The 21,452-nt window shown below is 65.2% G+C and carries 17 protein-coding genes; 5 read left to right on the plus strand and 12 right to left on the minus strand.

Features of this window, described 5'->3' with window-relative positions; translation table 11 throughout:
• Nucleotides 1-74: 74 nt before the first annotated feature.
• Nucleotides 75-1,046, plus strand: coding sequence for a transposase (locus tag P6U25_RS26330; RefSeq protein ID WP_407146425.1), 972 nt, complete (start codon nt 75-77; stop codon nt 1,044-1,046).
• 300 nt (nt 1,047-1,346) lie between these two features.
• Here P6U25_RS26330 and P6U25_RS26335 read toward each other — a convergent pair whose 3' ends face one another.
• The 11 genes from P6U25_RS26335 to P6U25_RS26385 all read right to left on the minus strand — a co-directional run bounded on the left by P6U25_RS26335 (nt 1,347) and on the right by P6U25_RS26385 (nt 15,168).
• The gene (locus P6U25_RS26335) at nt 1,347-2,555 is read right to left on the minus strand and encodes an ABC transporter substrate-binding protein (protein ID WP_407152617.1); all 1,209 of its coding nucleotides are present in this window, start codon (nt 2,553-2,555) and stop codon (nt 1,347-1,349) included.
• Between the two features lie 138 nt (nt 2,556-2,693).
• Complete coding sequence (locus P6U25_RS26340; protein ID WP_407147677.1) at nt 2,694-4,733, minus strand: hydantoinase/oxoprolinase family protein; 2,040 nt, start codon at nt 4,731-4,733, stop codon at nt 2,694-2,696.
• Between the two features lie 6 nt (nt 4,734-4,739).
• Entirely contained in the window at nt 4,740-6,398 is a 1,659-nt protein-coding gene (locus tag P6U25_RS26345; RefSeq protein ID WP_407147678.1) for a hydantoinase B/oxoprolinase family protein, read from the minus strand.
• A gap of 29 nt (nt 6,399-6,427) precedes the next feature.
• Nucleotides 6,428-7,687: an MFS transporter gene (locus tag P6U25_RS26350; protein ID WP_407147679.1), complete on the minus strand. Its 1,260-nt coding sequence runs from the start codon at nt 7,685-7,687 to the stop codon at nt 6,428-6,430.
• A 254-nt stretch (nt 7,688-7,941) separates the two neighbouring features.
• Entirely contained in the window at nt 7,942-8,787 is an 846-nt protein-coding gene (locus tag P6U25_RS26355; RefSeq protein WP_407147680.1) for a CmcJ/NvfI family oxidoreductase, read from the minus strand.
• Between the two features lie 275 nt (nt 8,788-9,062).
• Nucleotides 9,063-10,004 carry an ABC transporter substrate-binding protein gene (locus P6U25_RS26360; RefSeq protein ID WP_407147681.1) on the minus strand — a complete coding sequence of 314 codons (942 nt, stop codon included), beginning with the start codon at nt 10,002-10,004 and terminating at the stop codon, nt 9,063-9,065.
• Nucleotides 10,001-11,095, minus strand: coding sequence for an LLM class flavin-dependent oxidoreductase (locus P6U25_RS26365; RefSeq protein ID WP_407147682.1), 1,095 nt, complete (start codon nt 11,093-11,095; stop codon nt 10,001-10,003). Before P6U25_RS26365 ends, P6U25_RS26360 begins: the two co-directional genes overlap by 4 nt.
• A gap of 30 nt (nt 11,096-11,125) precedes the next feature.
• Nucleotides 11,126-12,298 carry an acyl-CoA dehydrogenase family protein gene (locus P6U25_RS26370; RefSeq protein ID WP_407147683.1) on the minus strand — a complete coding sequence of 391 codons (1,173 nt, stop codon included), beginning with the start codon at nt 12,296-12,298 and terminating at the stop codon, nt 11,126-11,128.
• Nucleotides 12,292-13,083 (minus strand): ABC transporter ATP-binding protein, encoded by a 792-nt coding sequence (locus P6U25_RS26375; RefSeq protein WP_407152618.1) that lies wholly within the window; start codon nt 13,081-13,083, stop codon nt 12,292-12,294. Before P6U25_RS26375 ends, P6U25_RS26370 begins: the two co-directional genes overlap by 7 nt.
• Nucleotides 13,083-14,096: an ABC transporter permease gene (locus P6U25_RS26380; protein WP_407147684.1), complete on the minus strand. Its 1,014-nt coding sequence runs from the start codon at nt 14,094-14,096 to the stop codon at nt 13,083-13,085. The genes P6U25_RS26375 and P6U25_RS26380 overlap by 1 nt, the downstream gene beginning before the upstream one ends.
• Nucleotides 14,074-15,168 carry an ABC transporter substrate-binding protein gene (locus P6U25_RS26385; protein ID WP_407147685.1) on the minus strand — a complete coding sequence of 365 codons (1,095 nt, stop codon included), beginning with the start codon at nt 15,166-15,168 and terminating at the stop codon, nt 14,074-14,076. The genes P6U25_RS26380 and P6U25_RS26385 overlap by 23 nt, the downstream gene beginning before the upstream one ends.
• Before the next feature lie 473 nt (nt 15,169-15,641).
• On the opposite strand from P6U25_RS26385, the gene P6U25_RS26390 reads away from it, so the two are divergent.
• Both P6U25_RS26390 and P6U25_RS26395 read left to right on the plus strand, forming a co-directional pair.
• Nucleotides 15,642-16,628, plus strand: coding sequence for an ABC transporter substrate-binding protein (locus tag P6U25_RS26390; RefSeq protein ID WP_407147686.1), 987 nt, complete (start codon nt 15,642-15,644; stop codon nt 16,626-16,628).
• A gap of 319 nt (nt 16,629-16,947) precedes the next feature.
• On the plus strand, nt 16,948-17,727 hold the full coding sequence (locus P6U25_RS26395; protein ID WP_407147687.1) for an SDR family oxidoreductase: 780 nt from the start codon (nt 16,948-16,950) through the stop codon (nt 17,725-17,727).
• Between the two features lie 159 nt (nt 17,728-17,886).
• Here the strand turns inward: P6U25_RS26395 and P6U25_RS26400 are convergent, their stop codons facing one another.
• Nucleotides 17,887-18,186, minus strand: a complete 300-nt coding sequence (locus P6U25_RS26400; RefSeq protein ID WP_280976603.1) for an HU family DNA-binding protein — start codon at nt 18,184-18,186, stop codon at nt 17,887-17,889.
• Nucleotides 18,187-18,621: 435 nt separating this feature from the next.
• Between P6U25_RS26400 and P6U25_RS26405 the strand changes: the two genes are divergently transcribed.
• Both P6U25_RS26405 and P6U25_RS26410 read left to right on the plus strand, forming a co-directional pair.
• Nucleotides 18,622-20,235 carry an ABC transporter substrate-binding protein gene (locus P6U25_RS26405; RefSeq protein WP_407147688.1) on the plus strand — a complete coding sequence of 538 codons (1,614 nt, stop codon included), beginning with the start codon at nt 18,622-18,624 and terminating at the stop codon, nt 20,233-20,235.
• Between the two features lie 238 nt (nt 20,236-20,473).
• Nucleotides 20,474-21,451, plus strand: coding sequence for an ABC transporter permease (locus tag P6U25_RS26410; protein ID WP_407147689.1), 978 nt, complete (start codon nt 20,474-20,476; stop codon nt 21,449-21,451).
• The last annotated feature ends 1 nt before the right edge of the window (nt 21,452 follow it).

The raw sequence follows: 21,452 nt of genomic DNA on the forward strand, positions 1-21,452 counted from the left end.
GAGGGGCCGCAGCGCTCGATCGGACCGCACGGGAGACGAAGGCTTTCGTGCGTCCGCGCGAGATACGCAATGCCGTGGACTTGCTGCGGTTGATCCTGGCGTATTGCCTTGGTGAACGGGGATTTCGATTGACGGCGGCATGGGCGACGTCGGTCGGTCTTGTCGATGTTTCGAGCGTGGCTCTGTTGTACCGCTTGCGCCAGTGCGGGGATTGGCTGGCGCTCCTGATCGGGCAGGCACTCGCTGCCGCAGCTCCGAGGGCCGGCCGAGGTCGCCTGATCCGCATCATCGATGCCACGACGGTGCCGAAGAAGGGGTTGAATGGCAGGAAGAAGAACGAGGTGTGGCGCATTCACAGCGCGTTCGATCTTCCGCAAGAGCGTTTTGGCCACTTCGAACTGACCGATCAACAGGACGGCGAGAGGCTCGACCGGATTCCGGCGGTTGCGGGCGAGATCCGTCTTGCCGATCGGGCCTATTTGCAGCCGGAGCGCATGGCAACATTGATCCAGGCCGGCGCAGACTTCGTCATTCGAGCGGGTTGGAAGAGCGCACGCTGGCTCGATGGTAAGGGCTGTGCATTCAATCTGATCGCCGAACTGCGCAAGGCGGCGGAACGAGGCCTCCTCGATTGTCCGATCTGGATCAAACCCAAGCGCGGCACGCCGCTCGCCATGCGTCTGGTCGCCGTCAAGAAGCCGCAACAGGCCGCTGCCGAGGCGCGGCGCAAGGCGCGCCGGACCGCACAGAAGGGCGGCCATCAGCTCTCCAATAAAACGCTGCAGGCCGCCGATTGGGTCATCCTGGTGACCTCACTTGCGCCAGATGACTTCACCACGGATGACATTCTCGCCCTCTACCGCCTGCGCTGGCGGATCGAGCTGGGCTTCAAGCGGCTGAAGAGCCTGGTTGGTTTGAAGGGGCCGCCGGGAACTAACGAGCGATCCGCCAGATCGCATATCCTTGCTCATCTGCTGATGATTCTATTGCTCGAGCCGCTCGTCGACGAACTCGAGGACTCTCCCCGCTTGGCGGAAGCCGCCTGACCAGTCCTGGCGCCTGGCGATTGCTCCGTCAGCTCATCGTCTCACTCTTGCAGGCCGTCATTCCGCAACCCGCAATGGCTCGTCTCCGCCAATCTCTCCCCATTCTCCAGCGCCATCTTCGCGAGCCGCCGAGGAAAACCCGACGCTATCAAACCATGGTCCGCTTACCTTAACGCCTATGGGCGAAAGCCGGACCCATAGCCACAAGATTGTGTTGTTGAAGAACGCTGTGGCCCACAGCGTCGTGAAACAATTGCCATTCGGGGCAATGGGTCCCGGCCTTCGCCGGGACGACGTGCGCTAGTTATCCTCCCGAACCGTCGTGAATGCGCTGTCGATCACGTCGCCGATCGGCTGCCAGGCAGCGCCGTCGAATTGCACCAGCCGCATCTGCTCGATCGGGCGAAAATCCTGCGGGCTGGTGTTGATGACGATGCCCGGCAGCGCGACCGGGGCATGGTAGTTCTTCAGCGACGCCGCCTGCCGCATGACGTTGTCGCGCGACAGGTCGTCACCGCATTGGCGCAAGACCTGGAGCAGCGTATCCGCCGCGGCATAGCCGAACACGGCGTAGAGATCGTCCTTGTCCCCGTCGGGGAAATACTTGTCCATGAAGGCGAACCACGCCTTGATCTGCGGATCCTCCTTCCAGGAGGCATCTCCGGCATCCTTCAGAAAAGAAGTCGAGATCACGCCGAGTGAATTCTGCAAGCCCGCCGGCCGCAGCGCGCTGGCGATCGAGGCCGACGCATTGTCGAGGATGAACACCGGATGCCAGTCGAGGTTGGCGGCGCTGCGGATCGCACGCGCGGCGATCGCCGGCGCGCCGTCGAACACCAGGATATCGGCGCCGGAAGCCTTCAAGATGCCGAGCTGGTTCTCGATCCTGGTCTCCGACGCATCGAAGGCGAGATCGGCGACAATCATGCCCGCGGTATCGCCGAGGCCCTCCTGCAATCCCTTGAACAGATCGCGCCCGAACTGATCGTTCTGCCAGAGCACGGCGATCTTGCGATCGGGATAGGACGCCTGGATGTAGTTGGCATAGATGCGACCCTCGGCGCGGAACGTCGGCTGCCAGCCCATGGTCCACGGAAACGTTCTGGGCTGCGCCCACGTCTCGTCGCCGGAGGCGACGAAGAGCTGCGGGACTTTCTTCTCGTTGAGATAGGTCCGCGTCGCCAGATTGTCCGGCGTGCCGAACGAGCCGAACATCAACAGCACGTTCTGCTTCTCGACGAGATCGCGGGTCTGCTCCATCGCGGTCTTCGGATTGGAGCTGTCATCGACCGAAATGAACTTGATCTTGCGCCCGTTGATGCCGCCGCGGTCGTTGATCATGTCGAAATAGGCCGCTTCCGCCCGCCCGATGGTGGCGAATGCCGCAAGCGGGCCGGTGTAGGGCATGATGTTGCCGATGCGAATGTCGTTGTCGGCGGCCGCCGCGGGTGCCTGTTGGGCGCGCGACGGCGCGACGAAGACGAGCGCTGCCGCCAGCACAAGGGACATCGACAAGGCGGTCTGTGTTCTTGTTTGTATCAACATCGCCACAAACGCCGGCAACGTGGCCGGCGCTCCTCCCGAGCGGGCCAAGCTTATCGCCCCAGGCAACGCCGGAAAAATGAAATGTTGATGGCGGAGTTCCGCTCAGCGCAACGTTATGTCGAGCCAGCCGAGCGCATTGACCACCACGCGATCGTCAGTGTCGACCAAAACCGTCGTTGTCTCGGCCTCGATGATCGCGGGCCCAGTCAGCGACTGGCCGGGCTTGAGATCGTCAAGCGCATAGACCGGCACCTCGCGCCAGGCGCCGAACCAGGCCTTCCGCTTGCCGCGCGGCACACACGGTGCAGTTGACGTCACAGGGCCAACATCGCCGGCGGCCGGCGCGACCTTGCCGACGGCGGCGACGCGGGCGTTGACGAACACCACCTCCTGCCCAGGCGAGGCGTAGGTGTAGAGCTCCTCGTGGCGGCGATGGAAGCGATCCTCGATCTGCGCGACTAGATCTGTGGCGTGTAGGTCGAGGTCGCCGAGCGGCACGTCGATCTCGAACACCTGCTCGCCATAGCGCATCTCTGCCGAGCGCTCGATCGCGATGTCGCCCTTGAACCAGGAGCGCAATCGGCCGACGGCCTGCTGTTCCAATCCGGCATACAATGCACGCACGTCGGCGGCGGCAATCCGGCCTGTGCCGTAATGAGTGCGGCTGACCTCGTAGCGCAGGTCGCTGGTCAGCATACCCCAGGCGGAAAGCACGGAGGCGACCGTCGGCACGATGATGCGCCTGATCTCGAGCTCGCGCGCCACCTCCGCGGCATGCATGCCGGCCGCGCCGCCGAAGCTCAGCAGCGCGAATTTGCGGGGATCGACGCCGCGGCGCAGCGTCATCAGGCGGATGCCGTCGGCCATCTTCAAATTGATCATCTTGTAGATGCCGGCGGCGGCCTCGAGCCGCGACAGCTCGAGCGCCGACGCAATGCGATCGACCGCGGCGTCGGCGGCTGAGCGATCGAGCGGCCGCGCGCCGCCCATGAAGGCGGCGGGATCGAGATAACCGAGCACGACATTGGCGTCGGTGACGGTCGCGGCGGTGCCGCCATTGCCGTAACAGGCCGGGCCCGGCACCGAGCCTGCGCTCTCCGGCCCGACCCTGAGCGTGCGGCTGCCGTCGACGCTCGCGATCGAGCCGCCGCCGGCGGCAATGCTGGCGATGTCGAGGCTGCGCAGCGCAATACGCTGGCCTGCGAGCATGCCGTCAGCGGACAGCGAGGCCTGGCCGTCTGAGATCAGCGAGATGTCGGTCGAGGTGCCGCCCATGTCGAACGGCACGAGATCGGGAATGCCGAGCATGTCGGCGCAGCGGCGGCTGCCCGAGATGCCGCCAGCCGGCCCCGACAGCACCGTGCCCGCGGCGAGCCGCGAGGCCTCCTCGACCGGCGCCATGCCGCCATGCGACAGCACGACGAACAGCGAGCCCGCAAAGCCCGCTTCATGCAGGCGCTGCTCCAGATTGGTGAGATAGCGCCGCACCGTCGGCTCAACATAGGCGTTCACGATCGTGGTCGAGACGCGCTCATATTCCTTGATCTGCGGAAGCACATCGCTCGAGCGCGACACGGTGACATCAGGCAGGTCGCGCGCCAGGCGTTCGACGGCGGCGAGCTCATGCACGGGATTGAGATAGGCGTGCAGGAAGCAGACCGCGACCGAGGTCGCACCCGACCGCTTCACGTCGGCGATCGCGTCATCCAGCGCGGCATCGTTGAGCGGGATCGCCGCGCTGCCGTCGGCCTTCAGCCGCTCGCGCACGCCGAAGCGCCGCTCGCGCGGCACCAGCGGCTCGGGCGGCGGCGTGCGCAGATCGTAGCGGTCCGGCTTCAGCCCTTCGCGCATCTCGACGACGTCGCGATGGCCCGCGGTGGTGAGCAGCGCGACCTTGGCGCCCTTGCGCTCCAACAGCGCGTTGGTGGCGACCGTGGTGCCATGCACGAGGCGGTCTGTTGCCGCCAGCATCGCCGCGCGCGTCACACCGAGCCGCCGCGCCAGCTCTTCCAGCCCCGCCATCACGCCGATCGACTGATCGGCCGGCGTGGACGGCGACTTCGCGAAAACGGTACGCCCGGTTTCGTCAGTGGCGACCAGGTCGGTGTAGGTGCCGCCGACGTCTATTCCGATCGTGAACATGCTCGCCTACACCGCTTTCGAAACCAGACCCTGGGCGACATCGCGCGCCCGCGCCTCCGCCGATCGCTGCTCGGGCGGCCCCCAGCCGCCGCCGCCGGAGGAGCGGACTTCGAGGCAATCGCCGGGACGCAGCTCGATGCCGACCTCTTTTGTCTTCAGCACGCGCGGCGCGCGGCCCTCCGACAACAGGCGATAGTGATGCGGCTCGCCGTCCTTGCCGCCGAGCATGCCGCACGGGCCATGCCGCGCGCCGTCGCCGGCGGTGTTGCCCTTGGCGGGTTTGGCCGTCTCCAGCACCATGTCGAGCGCAACGCCGAGGCCGCCGCGATGCTGGCCCTCGCCGCCGGAATCAGGACGGAATTCGTGCCGGCGGAAATGCAGCGGGAAGCGCACTTCGGCGACCTCGATGCTGCCGAACTTCAAGCCTCCGACCGTGTGCCATTCGCCGATCGACGAATAGCCGTCGCCGCCGATCGAGGCGCCGCCGCCGGGCCGCGCCTGGAACATGTGCCAGATGAAGTTGCGTCCGTTGCGCGGATCCTCGCCCTGGATCGCGATGCGGAAGCGGCGGCCCCAGCCGCCCATCACGCGGTCCGGACAGGATGCCGACATCGCCTTGATGATCGCCTCGACGATCTCGTTGGAGGGATGGCTGGTGCACAAGGTCACCGGACGCCCGGGATCGGCCCAGACGATGGTGCCCTGCTTCGCCACCACCTTCAGCGGCCGCAGCGCGCCGGTGTTCTTCGGAATATCGGCGTCGATCAGATAGGCAAAGGCCATCGCGACCGCGGCCTGCATGTTGGCATGCGAGGAATTGACGAAGCTGGTCGACTGCGGATCGGATCCGGTCAGATCGACCTCGATGTCACTGCCCTTCTTCGTGACCTTGGCCGCGATCTTGATGTCGGTGCGGCCGTGGCCGTCGTCATCCAGGAACGCTTCGCCGTAGAACACACCGTCCTTCCAGCTTGCGACGACGGCGCGGGTCTGCTGTTCCGTGGCATCGAGGATCGCCTCGATCGCGGCTTCGACGACCTCGGCGCCGAACTCGCCAAACAGTTTCGACACCCGCCGCTCGCCGAGATGGGCGGCGCCGAGCATCGCGGCGAGGTCGCCGCGGAATTCTCTGGGGTTGCGAATGTTCAGCGCCAGCAGATCAAGCAGATCCTCGCGCGGCTTGCCAGCCTCGTAGAGTTTTATGGGCGGGATGCGGATGCCTTCCTGGTAGATCTCGGTCGCGCCGGGATTGTAGGCGCCATGCGTAGCGCCGCCGATATCGCTCTGATGCGCACGCACGATGGTCCAGAGCAGCCGCTTGCTGCCGTCGAAGACAGGCACGAAGGCGGTGAGATCGGGCAGATGGCTGCCGCCCTGATAGGGATCGTTGAGCAGGATGACGTCTCCCGGTGCGACATCCTTGAAGCGCTCCTCAACCGCCAGCGTCGCCCAGGGCAAGGCTCCGACATGGACCGGGATGTGATCGGCCTGCGCGACCAGCCGGCCGCGCGTGTCGCAGATCGCCAGCGAGAAATCGCGGCTGGAATTGAGGATTTGCGAATAGGAGGTGCGAAGCATGGCTTCGCCCATTTCTCTCACGATCGAAGACAGGCGGTGCTGGACGACGGAGCGGGTGATGGGATCGATCTTGGCGGGCGCGGTCACGTGACTTCCAAAGGCGATGGAACCAGCCGTTATCTTATCGCCGTCGTCGCCGAGGTATAGACCCAAAACAGCACGGTCCCGATCAGCAACGCGACAGCCATGTACAAGAGCACTGCGGGCAGTCCGTACAGCGCCGCGACGCCGGCGGTGCTCGACTGCATCAGCGCCGCGCCAAGGAAGAAGGCGAGGTTCACTGCCGACAATGCCTTGCCGGTGTTCTGGGCGTCGATCAGTTGCCGCGTCATGCCGTAGAGCAGCGGTTGCGCCGAGGTGACAAAGCCGATCAGGATCAACAGCACGAGATCATATTCCGACGGCATCGCGGCGACGCCGAACAGGTTCGAGATCGGAAAATGCGGTGCGCCGGCCGCCATCAGCACGAACAGCAGCGCTGCCAGCGCATGGCTGCCGCCGACCACGGCGCGGCGATGTCCGAACTTGCGATCGAACAGGCCGATGCAGATCGGCCCGACCGTCATCGCCAGCGTGAACAAGCCGAGCACATTGCCGGCCTCGATGCGGCTCAGGCCCTTCACATCCATCAGCCACGGCCCGCCCCACAGCGCGCGCAGCGCCAGCACGACGCCGAGCGAGACCAGCGACAACGCGATCACACCGCGCAGGCCGCGTGAGACGCCGAGCCGCAACACCTCGACCATCTGATGCAGCGGCGAGGAATCGTCGGCGTGCGCGGCGGGCTGCTGCGGCACCAGCGCGAACACCGCGATCAGCACGGCCACGCCGAGGCCGGCCGAACCCCAGAACCCGGCCCGCCAGCCGAACTGATCGACGACGAAGGCAAGCGGGCTCGACGACAGCAGCATGCCGGTGTTGCCGATCGAGAGGATCAGCCCGGACCACAATCCGAACTTCGCCGCCGACATCTGCTTGGCCGCGAGCGTCATCGGGCACATCAGCATGCCCGAGGTGGCAACGCCGAGCAGGAGCTGCCCGAGCACGAACGTGACCGGCCCGACGGCGAGCGCCGACACCAGCGCACCGACAATCGTTCCGATCAGAAGGCTGATCGACACCGGACGCACGCCGAAGCGGTCCATCGCGGCGCCGACCGGCACCTGCGCGGCGGCAAACGAGAAATGATAGATCGAGGTGAGGCTCGCCAGCACTTGTGGCGAGCTGCCGAAGTCGGACGCCATCAGGTCGAGGCTGATCCCCGGAATGGTCCGCAGCAATGTCGACAGCATATGGCCCGAGGCCAATGCCAGAAGTGCAAGAACCAGTACGCGGAAACCGATGCCCGCCTCTTCCGTTGCCGCCGCGCCGTCCACGATTCGTCCATCCCCAAGCGTTCGGGGAGGGCGTAACATTATTGGGCAGCGGCTGCCAACTTTCGAGGCAGCGCGGTTTCGGTTCGTCGTCGTTGCCTCTCCCGCTTGCTGGGGAGGCCGGATCGCATCACCAGATGCGATCCGGGTGGGAGCTCTCTCCAGGATACGACTCGCGGAGAAAGTCCCCACCCCGACCCTCCCCCGCAAGCGGGAGAGGGAGTGCACCTATCTCCGAGGCTTCCTTATCTTGGCCGCTACTGCTTGTGGAACACCAGCGTGCGCAGCTCGATGCTCTCGCGCGGCGGCGCGTCGGCTGGCGTGGTCGGATCGATGAACGCGGTGTGCGGGCCAAAGCGGGTGCGGCCGTCGGTCGCCGAGTCGTAGCATTTGAGCAGGATCGCTTCGTCCGGCGTCATCTCGGGGATGTAGAACCAGCGGTGGTTCGGATTGTACTTCACCGAATAGGTCTCACCGCTGCGGTTCGGATAGATCAGGTCGGAGGCGACGAGATCCTCCGCCGCAACCGTGGTGCCATCAGCCATCGCCAACGGTGAATCGCGCAACGGCCCACGGATCGGACGCCACAGATTGATCACCTGCACCCGGCCCTTCAGCAGCTCCTCGGCCTCGTTCGGCAGATGCTCGAACACGCGATTGCGGCCGGAGATGTCGGTCTGGTCGACATGGACGCGGGTCGCGGGCTGGCGCGGTCCGGCACCTCTGATATCGGCGGCGCCCTCCACCCGCTTGCGCACGGTGTGATCGAAGATAAGGACGCGGTCCGCCTTCAACGTCGCCTTCAGGAAAGCTTCGACCGCGGGGTAATAGACGCTGCGGACTTCGTTGTCGTCGTAGAAGTTCTTGATGACGGTCGGATGCTTGACCAGCGCGAACCCTTCGCGATCGAGCGAGAAACTGTCTGATATCAGGCGCCCGTCGAAGATCGGAACGTTGTGCGGCTCGGGCAGCGCGGTGGATTTGGGTTCGCCCGGCGGCGGATCGTAGGCGTAGGTCCGGGGCTTGCCCGGCGTCGGCGCGAGGTAGTTGAGTTCGGCGGTAACGAACGGCAGCGACTCGATGCGAGCTTCTTGAAGGCCCATGGTGATCTCCCGGACTCGATTGTTCGTATGTTTGATCTTGGCGGTGCGGGAGGGAGCGACAAGACCGCGCCGAAAATAGCAACGTTGCGGTTTTGGAATACGGGAAACGGGGAATATCCTTGCCGGGCGGCTGTCGCCGAACGAATGGATATTTTGGAGATCACGGGTTCGTTAGAGCTACGACCAGTGAAGCTAGCTCGCGTCAGCATAAATGGTCCACCTCTCCCGCAAGCGGGAGAGGGGAGTGCACTGCCTGCACGGCCCGTATGCGCGCCCTACAGCCCCGCGCCCTTCTCGACGGCTGCGGCAAACGACCGGTCGACGATGTCGGCGGCGTTGACCTTCTGCCGGATCAGGCCCCAGCGGTCGTAGAGGTCGACGGTCTTCTGCTCGTCGGCCACCACGCCGTCGTCGATCGGAACGATGCGGATCCTCGCCCGCGTCAGCCAGTTCAGCGGCACCGCGGGCGGAATGTTCATCAGCTTGCCCCAGGTTGCAGCGTAGCTTTCGACATTGTACTGCGACCAGGCGCGCGCCGCAGCCAACCGCCGCACGAAATCCTCGAGCTCTGCGCGCTTGTCCTTGATCGCGTCAGGTGTCGCCACCTGGAAGCCGAGGCCGGGCGTGATACCCTCGGCGGTGATCACGCGGCGCGACTTGAACAGCACCTCTTCCTGGCTGACATACGGCTCCCAGGTTGACCAGGCGTCGACCGATCCTTGGCTGTACGCGACCTTCGCATCTGACGGCGCGAGGAACACGATCTGCACATCGCTCGCCTTCCATCCCCGCGACTCCAGCGCCGCCAGGATGAGCTGGTGGCCGATCGAACCGCGGCCGGTCGCGATCTTCCTGCCACGCAGATCGTCGAAACTCTTGATCCCCGAGTTCTCCGGCACCAGGATCGCCAGCCCCTCGCGCGACTGGCGCACCGCGGCGATGGCCTTGACCGGGACCTTGGCGGCGGCCGCAAAAGTGAACGGCGCATCGCCGACCAGGCCGGTGTCGATCGCACCTGCCCCCAATGCCTCCAGCAGCGGCGCCGCCGCGGCGAACTCCTTCCATTCGATCTTGTAGGGAACGTCCTTCAAGACGCCGGCCGCTTCCATCACGGCCTGCGAATTGCCTTTCTGGTCGCCGACGCGCAAGGCGCTCTGCGCGGCGGCGGCATCGAGACTGGCGAGCGCAAGCGCCGCCGCAACAATCAACCGGATCATTCCGCGGCGATCCCGCGTTGCTCGTCGCGCGCCGCGATCAGCTTGCGCGTCAAGGGGATCAGCTCGCGGCCGTATTCGATCGCATCGACCAGCGGATTGAAGCCGCGGATCAGGAAGTGGTTGATGCCGAGGTCGTAATAGTCGCCAAACACCTCGGCGACCTGCTCGGGCGTGCCGACCAGCGCCGTGGTGTTGCTGTTGGCGCCGGTGAGCTTGGCGATCTCGGTCCACAGCCGCTTGTCGATGCGCGTGCCCTGGTCGGCGAGCGCGAGCAGCCGCTTCGCGCCGGCGGTCGCGTGGTTGGGACGGCGATAGCCGGTCTGGTCCTGCAGCGCGGTGGCGCGCTCCAGGATCTCGTCCGCCTTCTTCCAGGCCTTCTCCTCGGTGTCGGCGAGGATCGGCCGCACCGAGAGGCTGAAGCGCGGAGCCGGACGGCCATATTTGGCGGCGGCAGCGCGCACCCGCGCGGTGACGTCGCGCACCTGCGCATAGGATTCACCCCACAGCGCAAACGTATCCGCGTGCTTGCCGGCGACCTCGACCGCGGCGTCCGAGCCGCCGCCGACGAAGGTGTAGATGCCGCCCTTCTGCAGCGGCTTCACTTGCGAGAACCCGTTCTCGACGGTGTAGTACTTGCCGCTATAGTTGAACGGCTTCTCGCTGGTCCATTCCAGCCGCACCACATCAAGGAATTCGCTGGTGCGGGCGTAACGCTCGTCTTTGTCGTCGAGCGTGTTGCCGTCCTGGCGCAGCTCGATGGCATTGCCGCCGGTGATGACGTGGAGCGAGACGCGCCCGCCGTAGAGCTGATCCAGCGTCGCGAGCTGGCGCGCGAGCAGCGTCGGCGCGGTGAAGCCCGGCCGCTGTGCGATCATCACCTTCAGCGATTTGGTGATGGTCAGCACATGCTGCGCGACCTGAAGCGCATCTGGTGTCGTCGAATGGAACGCCAGCAACGCGCGGTCGAAGCCGGCAAGCTCATGCGCCTTCGCGACCGTCTCGATATAGGGCGGGTCGAGCACCGGGCCGGAGCGGACGATGGTCTCGGAGGCATTGTTGTTGGTGATGAAGCCGATGAACTCGACCGACATATGGGAACTCCGGTTTGTTGACTGTTGTTGTCAAACGCCCAGCGCGTGGCGTCCGGCGGAGATGCGGGTGGAATCGTCCTGCGGGGTATGAACACGGCCGCACAGCACGTCGCGATAATGCCGCTCCAGCGGATTGGTTCGCGACAGACCGTGATTGCTGGTCAGCGACAACGCATCCTCCACCGCCTTGACGGCGTTGTTGGTCACCGTCAGCTTGACGATGTTAGACTCGATCGCCGAGAGCTGGAAGCCGCGATCGAAATCGGCGGCAAAGCTTTCGATCAGCCGTGCGTTGACGGCCAGCCGCGCCTCGATGCCGCCGACCACCTCCTGGACGCGCGGCAGCGTCGCCAGCGGCGCGCCGAGATTGGCGGGCACGCGCTCCTTCAGGAACGTGACGAGCCAGTCGCGCGCGGCGCGGGCGATGCCGTCATAGATCGCAGCGACGAAGATGGTGTGCACGGTCGCCTGGGTCGGGTCCGGTGCCTTCCAGTCGTCCGGCTTGCGGACGTCGATCTCGTGGTCCAGAGGAAACACCACGTCGTCGAAGACCACGGTGTGACTGCCGCTGGCGCGCAGGCCGAGATGGTCCCAGCTCTCCTCGATCCGCGTGCCCGGCAAGCCTGCCGGAACCAGAAACAGCCCCACGCGCGTTTCGGCTTCGTCCGTCCTGGCCCACACCACGTACCATTTCAGGATCGGCGCGCCGGTCGAATAGATCTTGCGGCCGGAGAGCCGCCAGCCGGTTTCGGTACGTCGCGCGATCGTTGCCGGCAGACCGCCGCGCGCCGGTGAGCCGAGCTCAGGCTCGACCCGCAACGCGTTGATCAGCGCCACGCCCTCGATCGTCTCCCTGGCGAGCTTGCGCGACAGACGTGCGGGCCAGCGCGCGCTCCGCGCCATCACCAGATGCTGGATGTAGTGCATCGACAGCACCAACGCCGTCGACGGGTCGGCCTTGCCGATGATGCCGAGCACGCGCGCGACATCGCGGGCGCCCGCCCCGACCCCGCCGAGCGCCGCCGGCACGGTCAATGCCAGCAGGCCTTCGCGCGAAAGATCGGCAAAGTTCTCGAACGGAAAGCTGGCATCGCGGTCGTGCGCCGGAGCGCGCACGGCAAATACCTCGGCCAGCCGCAGGGCGCGCGCGATGTACTCGGGCTCACTTGCATGAAAGACCTCTCTTGCGGCCGTCGTCACCATGTCGCCTCCAGTCCGAGCAGCCCGAGGATCTGCTTGCGCAGCTCTCCGAGATAGGGATCGCCGCGATGCCGCGGATAGGGCCGGGCCACGGCGATATCGGCCTTGATCCGCGCCGGCCGGTCGGAGAGCACGATGACGCGGTTGGCGAGCACCAGCGCCTCCTCGACGTCGTGGGTGACGAGCAGCGTGGTGAAGCCCTTGCGCTGCCAGAGCGCGACGATCTCGGACTGCATCGCGATCCGGGTCAGCGAGTCGAGCTTGCCGAGCGGCTCGTCGAGCACCAGGATCTTCGGGTCGTTGACCAATGCGCGCGCCAGCGCGACGCGCTGCGCCATGCCGCCGGAAAGCTGGTGCGGATAGGCATTACGGAACGACGACAGGCCGACCAGATCGATGACAGCATCGACCCGGTGCCGCTCCGCCTTCAGAATGCCCTGCGCCTCCAGCCCGAGCGCGACATTGTCCCAGACCGAGCGCCATGGAAGCAGCGTCGGATCCTGGAACACGACGACGCGCGACGGATGCGGGCCGGCGATGCGGATCTCATCCTCGCGCAGCGCGCCGGCGCGCGGCTTCTCCAGCCCGGCCACCAGCCGCAGCAGCGTCGACTTGCCGCAGCCGGATGGACCGAGCAGCGCGACGAACTCACCGGGCGCGATCGCGAGGTTCACATTGTCGAGCACCGGCAGCGTGGCGCCGTCGATATCGAAGGCGTGGCTGACGCCCTCGACATCGAGCGCCGCTCCGACCGCGGGATAGGTGATCGCCTCGGCGGCGGATTGCATTACCATTTGACGACGCCCTTCTGCCAGACCAGCAACCGATCGCGGGTCCGGAACAGCAGCGTGATCGCGCCGGAGCAGAGCAGCGACATCACGATCAATGCCGCATACATGTTGGCATAAGCGGCCCAGCCCTGCGCCCATTGCAGGTACCAGCCAAGCCCGGCCTTGACGCCGATCATCTCGGCGACGACCAGCACTGCGAACGACGAGCCGAGCCCCATGAACAGACCGACGAACACATGCGGCAGCGCTGCCGGAATTGCGACCTTCAGCACCAGGAACGACGGCCTGGCGCCAAGCGTGCGCGCGACGTCGTAATAGGCACTGCTGACGCTCGCGACGCCCGACCACGTCAACACCGTCACCGGAAAGCCGGTGGCGAGCGCGATCAGGAAGGTCGAGGCGCTCCAGCTCGACGGAAAGGTGAAGAACGCGATCGGAAGCCAGGCGGTGGCCGGCAGCGGACCGATGAAGCGCAGCACCGGATGTACCCAGTAGCCGACCTTCTGCGACCAGCCGATCGAGACGCCGGTCACGAAACCGATGGCAGCGCCGATGATGTAGCCGCCGAGCTGCAACTTGACCGAGGCGATGACGCTGTCGAGCAGCTTGGGCAGATCGTCGGTATAGACCTCCAGGATCGCCTGCGGCGGCGGAAAGAACGGCAAGGGCAGCCACGCGAACTTCGCGGTCGCGACCTCCCACAAAGTGAAGAGCGCCCCGAGTGCGACCAGCCACGGCGCGCGCCTGCGCAGCGCCTCGCCGGGGCCGCCGAGATAATCCGCACCGAAGGTGCCGAACAGCACGAAGGCGGCGATGACGATCGCACCGATGCCGAGCGAGCTGGTCCGCGACCAGTCGCCGACATCGGGCCAGTACAGGCAGGACAGCCCAAAGGCCGCCCAGGCCAGGCTCGCGGCCAGCCCGATGCCGTAGCCACCACCGCGGACATCGGCGAGCGTCGGTGCCGCGCGCGGCGCGGCTGTCGCGTCAGACACTGAATACGTCGACATAGATCCGCTCCGCGAATTTCGCCGTGTCGGTGCTCGGCTTGAACACCTGGACGGATTTCAGGTCGTCGGCGTAGCCCTTGAGCTCGCGCTTCAGCGCGTCGCCCGTGGGATGGTGGTGATGGGTGTGGTAGCGCACCATCGCCTCGAGATCGGCGAGGCTCGCCGCCTTCGGCGCATAGGGCTGGAACGACTTTGCCGCCTTGTCCGGGTTCTGCGAGGTGAACATTGCGGCATCGAGCAGCGCCTGCGTCACGGCGCGCGCGACCCTCGGCTCGTCGCGCACCAGGCTGCCGCGCAGACCGACGATGCAGCAGGTCCGGTCGCGATACTCGCCATCGAGATTGGAGGCGACTTCCTTGTATTGCGGATCCTTCAGCCAGAGATAGGCCAGCGGATCAGACGACAGGAACGCCTGCACCTCACCCTTCTCGACCGCGACGTTGAGCAGGTTGCCCGGATAAGCGCGCCAGTCGACATCCTTGATCGGATCAATGCCGAGCTTGGCGAGCTGGATCGAGAAGAAGTTCTTGTCCGGCCCGGCGAGATCGCCGACCGCGACGATCTTGCCCTTGAGATCGGCCAGCTTCTCGACGCCGGAATTGGCGCGGGTCAGCACCCGCATGCAGCCGCCATGGGTGCCGGCGGCGATCTTGACGTCGAAGCCCTGCTCCAGCGGCTTCAGCCAGCGCAGCGCCATGCCGAGGCCTGCGTCGCTCTTGCCGGTGGCGATCGCCTCCAGCAGTTGATCGGTCGAGCCTGAGTAATTGACGAGCTCGACGTCGAGGTTCTGTTTCTGGAAGAAGCCATGGTCAATCGCGACCGGCAGCGGCGCGAGGCACACCGCGCCGGCGTTCCAGGACAGTTTCAGCTTGCGCGCGCTGCCCGTGAGCGGCGGCGCGTCGGACGCGGTCCTGCAGATCGGGAATTCAGAGAAGTCGATCGCCGGCGCCACCGCACGCGGCGTGAAGGCCTGCGCGCCGAAGGTCCCGATCGGCGCAGCGAACGCCGCGGCGGCCCCCGCCCGCAGCAATGTGCGGCGATCCATCACCGTCTTCTTGTTGTCGGTCGACATCATCACTCCTGCATTTCGGCAAGGCTCCGCCCCGCGCGCAAAACGGCTCCGTCTGCACGCCCCATCGTTCGAAGCTTGTGGTTTAGAAAAAGCGGATTTCTCCGGCGCTATCGCACTCAACGCAACGTGCAAATGATGCGGCGCGATAGCGTCATCGTCAATGAAATGGAATTTCGAATGTCGCCCGCGCGAAAGGCGTTATCTCCATGATTGCCTTGCGCAACGATGAAACGATTTCCGCCAAAATCGGCGGTCGCGCAGATTGGTCGGAGATTCGAACTGCTCGGAATGTGAGCGCTGCATGATCTCGCACATCAAGCGTTCTATTCGGTGATGCAAAACGAGAGCTTCTTTGTGACGGCTGCCGCGAATTCAGTTTTCCGTTTCGTTGACGGCAAACGCACCGCTCATAGACTTGCTCAAACGCCGAGGCGTCTTCCACGCCCCGGCGAATGAATCAGAAAGAAACGGATATGCGCAAACTCATACGTTCGGGCTTCCCTCATTCCTTAACTCGCCGCGCGGCGGCCGCGTTGTTCGCGACCGCCGTCGCGCTGTCGACGTCGGCTGCGGCTCTCGCCGCCGACACAATCGTGCTTCGCGTAGGCGACCAGAAGGGCGGCAACCGCTCGCTGCTGGAGATTTCCGGACAGGCCAAGGACCTGCCTTACAAGATCGAATGGTCGGAATTCCCGGCGGCAGCCCCGATCCTCGAAGCGCTCAACGCCGGCGCGCTCGATGTCGGCTATACCGGCGATCTCGCATTCCTCACCGTCTATGCCGCCGGCGCGCCGATCAAGGCGATCGGCGGCACGCGCGCCGACCCGAAGACGCAGGCAATCCTGGTGCGCGCGGACTCCCCGATCAAGACGGCCGCCGATCTCAAGGGCAAGCGCCTTGCCGGCACCCGCGGCGGCTGGGGTCAATTCCTGATCGACGCGACCCTCGAGAAGACCGGCAACCGGATCGAGGACGCGACCTTCGCGCCGCTCGGCCCGGTCGATGCCAAGATCGCGCTGCTCGCCGGCTCGATCGACGCCTGGGCGGTCTGGGAGCCCTACGTCTCCTATGCCAAGTTGAAGGACAACGCGCGTGTCGTCGCCGATGGCGAAGGCCTGACGCCGACCGTCACCTTCATCGTCGCCTCCGACAATGCGATCGCGACCAAGCGCGCGGCGGTGCAGGATCTGGTGCAGCGGCTGAACAAGGCCCGGCTGTGGTCGCTCGATCATCTTGCCGAATATGCCAAGAACACCGCCGACCTGACCAGGCTGCCGGAGGACGTGCTGCTCGCCGCCTACACTGCGCAAAAGACGAGCCCGATCGTGATCGACGAAGCGGTGGTGCAGGAGGTGCAGGCGGCCTCCGACCGCGCCACGCGTTACGGCATTCTCGGCAAGACGCTGGATGTCGGCAAGGCCGTCGATCGCAGCTTCACGGCGGGTGCGAGCTTGAATTAGCTAGCAGGCGCGCCTTCACCTCCCCTTGCAAAGGGGAGGTCGGTTTGCGCAGCAAACCGGGTGGGGATCCTACCTCCGCGAACGCCAGCGCTCGCGGAGAGCAACCCCCACCCCGCCCTCCCCCTTTCAGGGTGAGGGAGCCGAACGGCGGTGCTCACCTGACGCCCCATGAGACCGCGCACGATCATGGAGACCTCCCATGTCCGGCCCGCTCCATCTATCGCTCATCGTCGCAGCACACCTGCTCTGCATGACCTTGTTGGTCGCACTTTCGGTTTGATACGCTTCTCTCCGGGCCAGCCTCAGGGAGAGAACAACAATGAACTTGTCAATGAAGGACCGCGTCGCCGTGGTGACCGGCGGCAGCAAGGGCATCGGGATCGCGGTGGCGCGGCGATTTGCCGAATCCGGCGCCAGGGTCGCGATCCTCGCCCGCGGCGCGGCCGACCTCGCGGCCGCGCGCGACACGCTGGCCAAGGACGGACTCGTGGTGCGCGATTACGTCTGCGACGTCTCGAAGGCCGCCGACATCGCCAAGGCCCATGAGCGGATCGTCGCCGATCTCGGTGGGATCGACGTACTCGTCAACAATGCCGGCACGGCGCGCACCTTGGCATTCGAGAGCATCAGCGATGAGGCCTGGCAGGAAGACTTCGATCTGAAGCTGTTCGCGGCGATCCGCTTCAGCCGGCTGGTGTGGGGAGGGATGAAGCAGCGCAAATGGGGCCGCATCATCAACGTGCTCAACACCTTTGCCAAGGCGCCGGCGGGCCATTCCGCGCCGACCTCGGTGTCGCGCGCGGCCGGCATGGCGCTGACCAAGGTCATGGCCAACGAGGGTGGCGAGCACAATATTCTGGTGAATGCGCTGCTGGTCGGCCTGATCATGAGCGATCAGTGGGTCAAGCGCCACGCAGCGCAAGCGCCGAACATGGATTTCGAGGAGTTCGCGAAGGGCCTTGCCAGGGGCACGCCGCTCGGCCGCATCGGCACGGCGGAGGAGTTCGCCAACCTCGCCTGCTTCCTCGCGTCCGAGCAGGGCTCCTACATCACCGGCACCGCGATCAATGTCGACGGCGGCCGATCGCCGGTGGTCTAGGGCGCCGATCCCGATTCAGTCAGGACCGGCGCTCCAGGTTGTGCTTTGGCGCGCTTTCTTCACGCGAACCGGTGTCCGCTTCGCTCGAAAACGCTCTGGCGGGCAGGCAACCGACGGCTCAAAAAGCAAAAGGCCTCCGTCACCGGAGGCCTTCTATTCTTAAACCGCGTCCTTGGCGGCCTTGACCGGCCGTGCGCGGACGATCTTCCGGGCCGGCTTGGCCTTGAACATCATCTCTTCGCCCGTGAAGGGGTTGGTGCCCTTGCGCGCCTTGGTCGCAGGCTTCTTGACCACGACGAACTTCGCGAAGCCGGGGACGAGGAACACCCCGTTCTTCTTCAGCTCCTTGTGGCCGACATCGACGAGCGTGTCCAACACGTTCTTGACATCGCGCTTGGAGAGTTCGGTGGTGGTCGCGATCTTCTCGATCACTTGCGACTTCGACAATTGGGTAGCCATGGTTGCTCCATTGATTCTGGAGTGGGCACGATATGGCGGAAAATGCCGAAAAAGACAGGGTTTTCTGCACTCCCCCCAGCAATATCGCTGTGGACAGCCTCCGAATCAGCGATTTTTTCGGGGTTTTTCCAAGTCAAGGCGCTTCAGACCCCTGAAAAAACAGTGTTTGCGCGCATCGCGGCACGCGCAAAACCGGCCCCCTGAGAGAATCACCGCGCACGATTGATGCCGTCAATGCGCGGCGTGATGCAGGGCAAATGCCAGTTGCGGAGCGCAGTGGCGTGCGACTTCAGGTTTTGGAAATGATCCTCCAAAAGGCCGAGGCTTTAGAAAATGACTTGCGTTCCCGTTCCATCGTAACATCGGCGAAAGCCCGCCGTGACCAGATGGCAGGCGATCCGATGTAGCCTTTATGTAAGCCTTGGAGACCCGCGTATGGACTTGACCCGTCTCGAGATCAACCGCCGCATGGCCCTTTTGACCTCGGCCGCCATCGCGGCCAACGTCATCAATCCGGTGCGAGCCTTTGCGCAGGAGACCCCGCGCAAGGGCGGCGTGTTCAACGTCCATTACGGTGCCGAGCAGCGCCAGCTCAACCCGAGCATCCAGGCTTCGACCGGCGTCTACATCATCGGCGGCAAGATCCAGGAGAATCTGGTCGACCTCGATGCCAACGGCCAGCCGGTCAGTGTGCTCGCCGAAAGCTGGGAGGCGACGCCGGACGGCAAGACCATCACCTTCAAGCTGCGCAAGGGCGTCACCTGGCACGACGGCAAGCCGTTCACCTCGGCCGACGTCGAATTCACGGCCATGAACATGTGGAAGAAGATCCTCAACTACGGATCGACGCTGCAGCTGTTCCTCACCGCCGTCGACACGCCCGATCCGCAGACCGCGATCTTCCGCTACGAGCGGCCGATGCCGCTGAACCTGCTGCTCCGGGCTCTGCCCGACCTCGGCTACGTCTCCGCCAAGCATCTCTATGAGAGCGGCGACATCAGGCAGAACCCGGTCAATCTGGCGCCGGTCGGCACCGGCCCGTTCAAATTCGTCAAATACGAGCGCGGCCAGTACATCATCGCCGACCGCAATCCGGATTACTGGCGACCCAACGCCCCCTATCTCGACCGCATCGTCTGGAAGGTGATCACCGACCGCGCTGCCGCAGCCGCGCAGATGGAGGCCGGCGAGCTGCAGTACAGCCCGTTCTCCGGGCTGACGATCTCCGACATGGCGCGGCTCGGCAAGGACAAGCGCTTCATTGTCACCACCAAGGGAAATGAGGGCAACGCCCGCACCAACACCATCGAGTTCAACTTCCGCCGCAAGGAGCTGTCCGACATCCGCGTCCGCCGCGCCATCGCGCACGCGATCAACGTACCGTTCTTCATCGAGAACTTCCTCGGCGATTTCGCCAAGCTCGGCACCGGGCCGATCCCCTCGACCTCGACCGACTTCTATCCTGGCCCCAACACGCCGCAATACCCCTACGACAAGGCCAAGGCGATCGCGCTGCTCGACGAGGCCGGTTACAAGGCGACCGGGGGCAATCGCTTCTCGCTGAAGCTCTTGCCGGCGCCGTGGGGCGAGGACATCTCGCTGTGGTCGACCTTCGTGCAGCAGTCGCTCTCCGAGGTCGGCATCCAGGTCGACATCGTGCGCAATGACGGCGCCGGCTTCCTCAAGCAGGTCTATGGCGACCACGCCTTCGACCTCGCCACCGGCTGGCACCAGTACCGCAACGACCCCGCGGTCTCGACCACAGTCTGGTACCGCTCCGGCCAGCCCAAGGGCGCACCGTGGACCAACCAGTGGGGTTGGGAGAACAAGACGGTCGACACCACCATCGACAACGCCTTGACCGAGCTCGATCCGGCCAAGCGCAAGGCGCTCTATGCCGAGTTCGTCAAGGAGGTGAACACCGAGCTGCCGGTCTGGATGCCGATCGAGCAGATCTTCGTCACCGTCATCACGGCGAAAGCACGCAACCACTCCAACACGCCGCGCTGGGGTTCGACGAGCTGGTACGATCTTTGGCTTTCGACCTGAGGGTTCACCCCTCATCGCGAGGAGCGCGAAGCGCGTCTCCGGACGATCCTCGGATCGCCAGGCGAACCATGAGGCGCGGCCAGCGGCCTCATCCTTCGAGATGCTTGCTGCGCAAACTCCTCAGGATGAGGAGTTGGCCGGCGCGGACTAGTCGGCTGAAATTAGTTTCTTGACGAATAGATCGAAATGGCGCGACGAAAATCGTCGCGCTCTAACCCCTTATCAGCCACAATAAGGCATGCGTATCCTGAGCCTCGCGGGGCGGCGACTTGCCGCCTCGATACCGACCCTGTTCCTGATCCTGATCGGCGTGTTCCTGCTGCTGCAGCTCGCGCCGGGCGACACCGTCGACGCGCTGATGGCGCAGATGGGCAGCGGCGACGCCGCGACCGCGGAGGCGCTGCGCAAGTTCTACGGCCTCGACGTCTCGGTCCCGGTGCAGCTTGCGCAATATCTCTGGCGGTTGGTGCGGCTCGATCTCGGCTTCTCCTCGATCTACGGCAAGCCGGTGGCGACCGTGATCCTGGAGCGGCTCCCGCCGACCATCCTTTTGATGACCGCGTCGCTGTCGTTCGCGTTCTTCTTCGGCCTGGTGTTCGGCGTGATCGCGGCGCGCGGCGTCAACCGCTGGCCTGATACGCTGATCTCGACACTGGGCCTGATCTTCTACGCCACGCCATCCTTCTGGTTCGGCCTGATGGCAATCGTGGTGTTCTCGGTTTACCTGCAATGGCTGCCGCCGGGCGGTTTCGAGGACATCGGCACCGTGCAGACCGGGATCTGGCACCTGCTCGACATCGCCGCTCATCTCGTGCTGCCGACGCTGACGCTCGGGCTGATCTTCCTCGCGGTGTATCTGCGCATCATGCGCGCCTCGATGCTGGAGGTGCTGAACCTCGATTTCGTCCGCACCGCGCGCGCCAAGGGGCTGGACGAAACCCATGTCATCACCCGCCACGTGCTGCGCAACGCGCTGCTGCCGATGGTGACGCTGATCGGGCTGCAGGCCGGCACCATGCTGGGCGGCTCGGTGGTGGTGGAAAGCGTGTTCTCGCTGCCCGGTCTCGGACGCCTCGCCTATGAGTCGGTCGTGCAGCGCGACCTCAACACCCTGCTCGGCATCGTGTTCGTCTCCGCCCTGCTCGTCATCGTCGTGAACTTCGTGGTCGACCTGCTCTACGCGCGGCTCGATCCGCGCATCGCGGCGGAGGGCTAGC

Source organism: Bradyrhizobium sp. ORS 86 (genome assembly GCF_045571475.1).
Lineage (GTDB): Bacteria > Pseudomonadota > Alphaproteobacteria > Rhizobiales > Xanthobacteraceae > Bradyrhizobium.

Excerpts from the sequence above, each read along its gene's own strand:
- P6U25_RS26375 (WP_407152618.1), bottom strand. The coding sequence starts at position 13,083 with ATGCAATCCGCCGCCGAGGCGATCACCTATCCCGCGGTCGGAGCGGCG.
- P6U25_RS26370 (WP_407147683.1), bottom strand. The coding sequence starts at position 12,298 with ATGGTGACGACGGCCGCAAGAGAGGTCTTTCATGCAAGTGAGCCCGAG.
- P6U25_RS26395 (WP_407147687.1), top strand. The coding sequence starts at position 16,948 with ATGAACTTGTCAATGAAGGACCGCGTCGCCGTGGTGACCGGCGGCAGC.
- P6U25_RS26410 (WP_407147689.1), top strand. The coding sequence starts at position 20,474 with ATGCGTATCCTGAGCCTCGCGGGGCGGCGACTTGCCGCCTCGATACCG.
- P6U25_RS26380 (WP_407147684.1), bottom strand. The coding sequence starts at position 14,096 with ATGTCGACGTATTCAGTGTCTGACGCGACAGCCGCGCCGCGCGCGGCA.
- P6U25_RS26405 (WP_407147688.1), top strand. The coding sequence starts at position 18,622 with ATGGACTTGACCCGTCTCGAGATCAACCGCCGCATGGCCCTTTTGACC.
- P6U25_RS26400 (WP_280976603.1), bottom strand. The coding sequence starts at position 18,186 with ATGGCTACCCAATTGTCGAAGTCGCAAGTGATCGAGAAGATCGCGACC.
- P6U25_RS26355 (WP_407147680.1), bottom strand. The coding sequence starts at position 8,787 with ATGGGCCTTCAAGAAGCTCGCATCGAGTCGCTGCCGTTCGTTACCGCC.
- P6U25_RS26365 (WP_407147682.1), bottom strand. The coding sequence starts at position 11,095 with ATGTCGGTCGAGTTCATCGGCTTCATCACCAACAACAATGCCTCCGAG.
- P6U25_RS26360 (WP_407147681.1), bottom strand. The coding sequence starts at position 10,004 with ATGATCCGGTTGATTGTTGCGGCGGCGCTTGCGCTCGCCAGTCTCGAT.
- P6U25_RS26390 (WP_407147686.1), top strand. The coding sequence starts at position 15,642 with ATGCGCAAACTCATACGTTCGGGCTTCCCTCATTCCTTAACTCGCCGC.
- P6U25_RS26340 (WP_407147677.1), bottom strand. The coding sequence starts at position 4,733 with ATGTTCACGATCGGAATAGACGTCGGCGGCACCTACACCGACCTGGTC.
- P6U25_RS26385 (WP_407147685.1), bottom strand. The coding sequence starts at position 15,168 with ATGTCGACCGACAACAAGAAGACGGTGATGGATCGCCGCACATTGCTG.
- P6U25_RS26335 (WP_407152617.1), bottom strand. The coding sequence starts at position 2,555 with ATGTCCCTTGTGCTGGCGGCAGCGCTCGTCTTCGTCGCGCCGTCGCGC.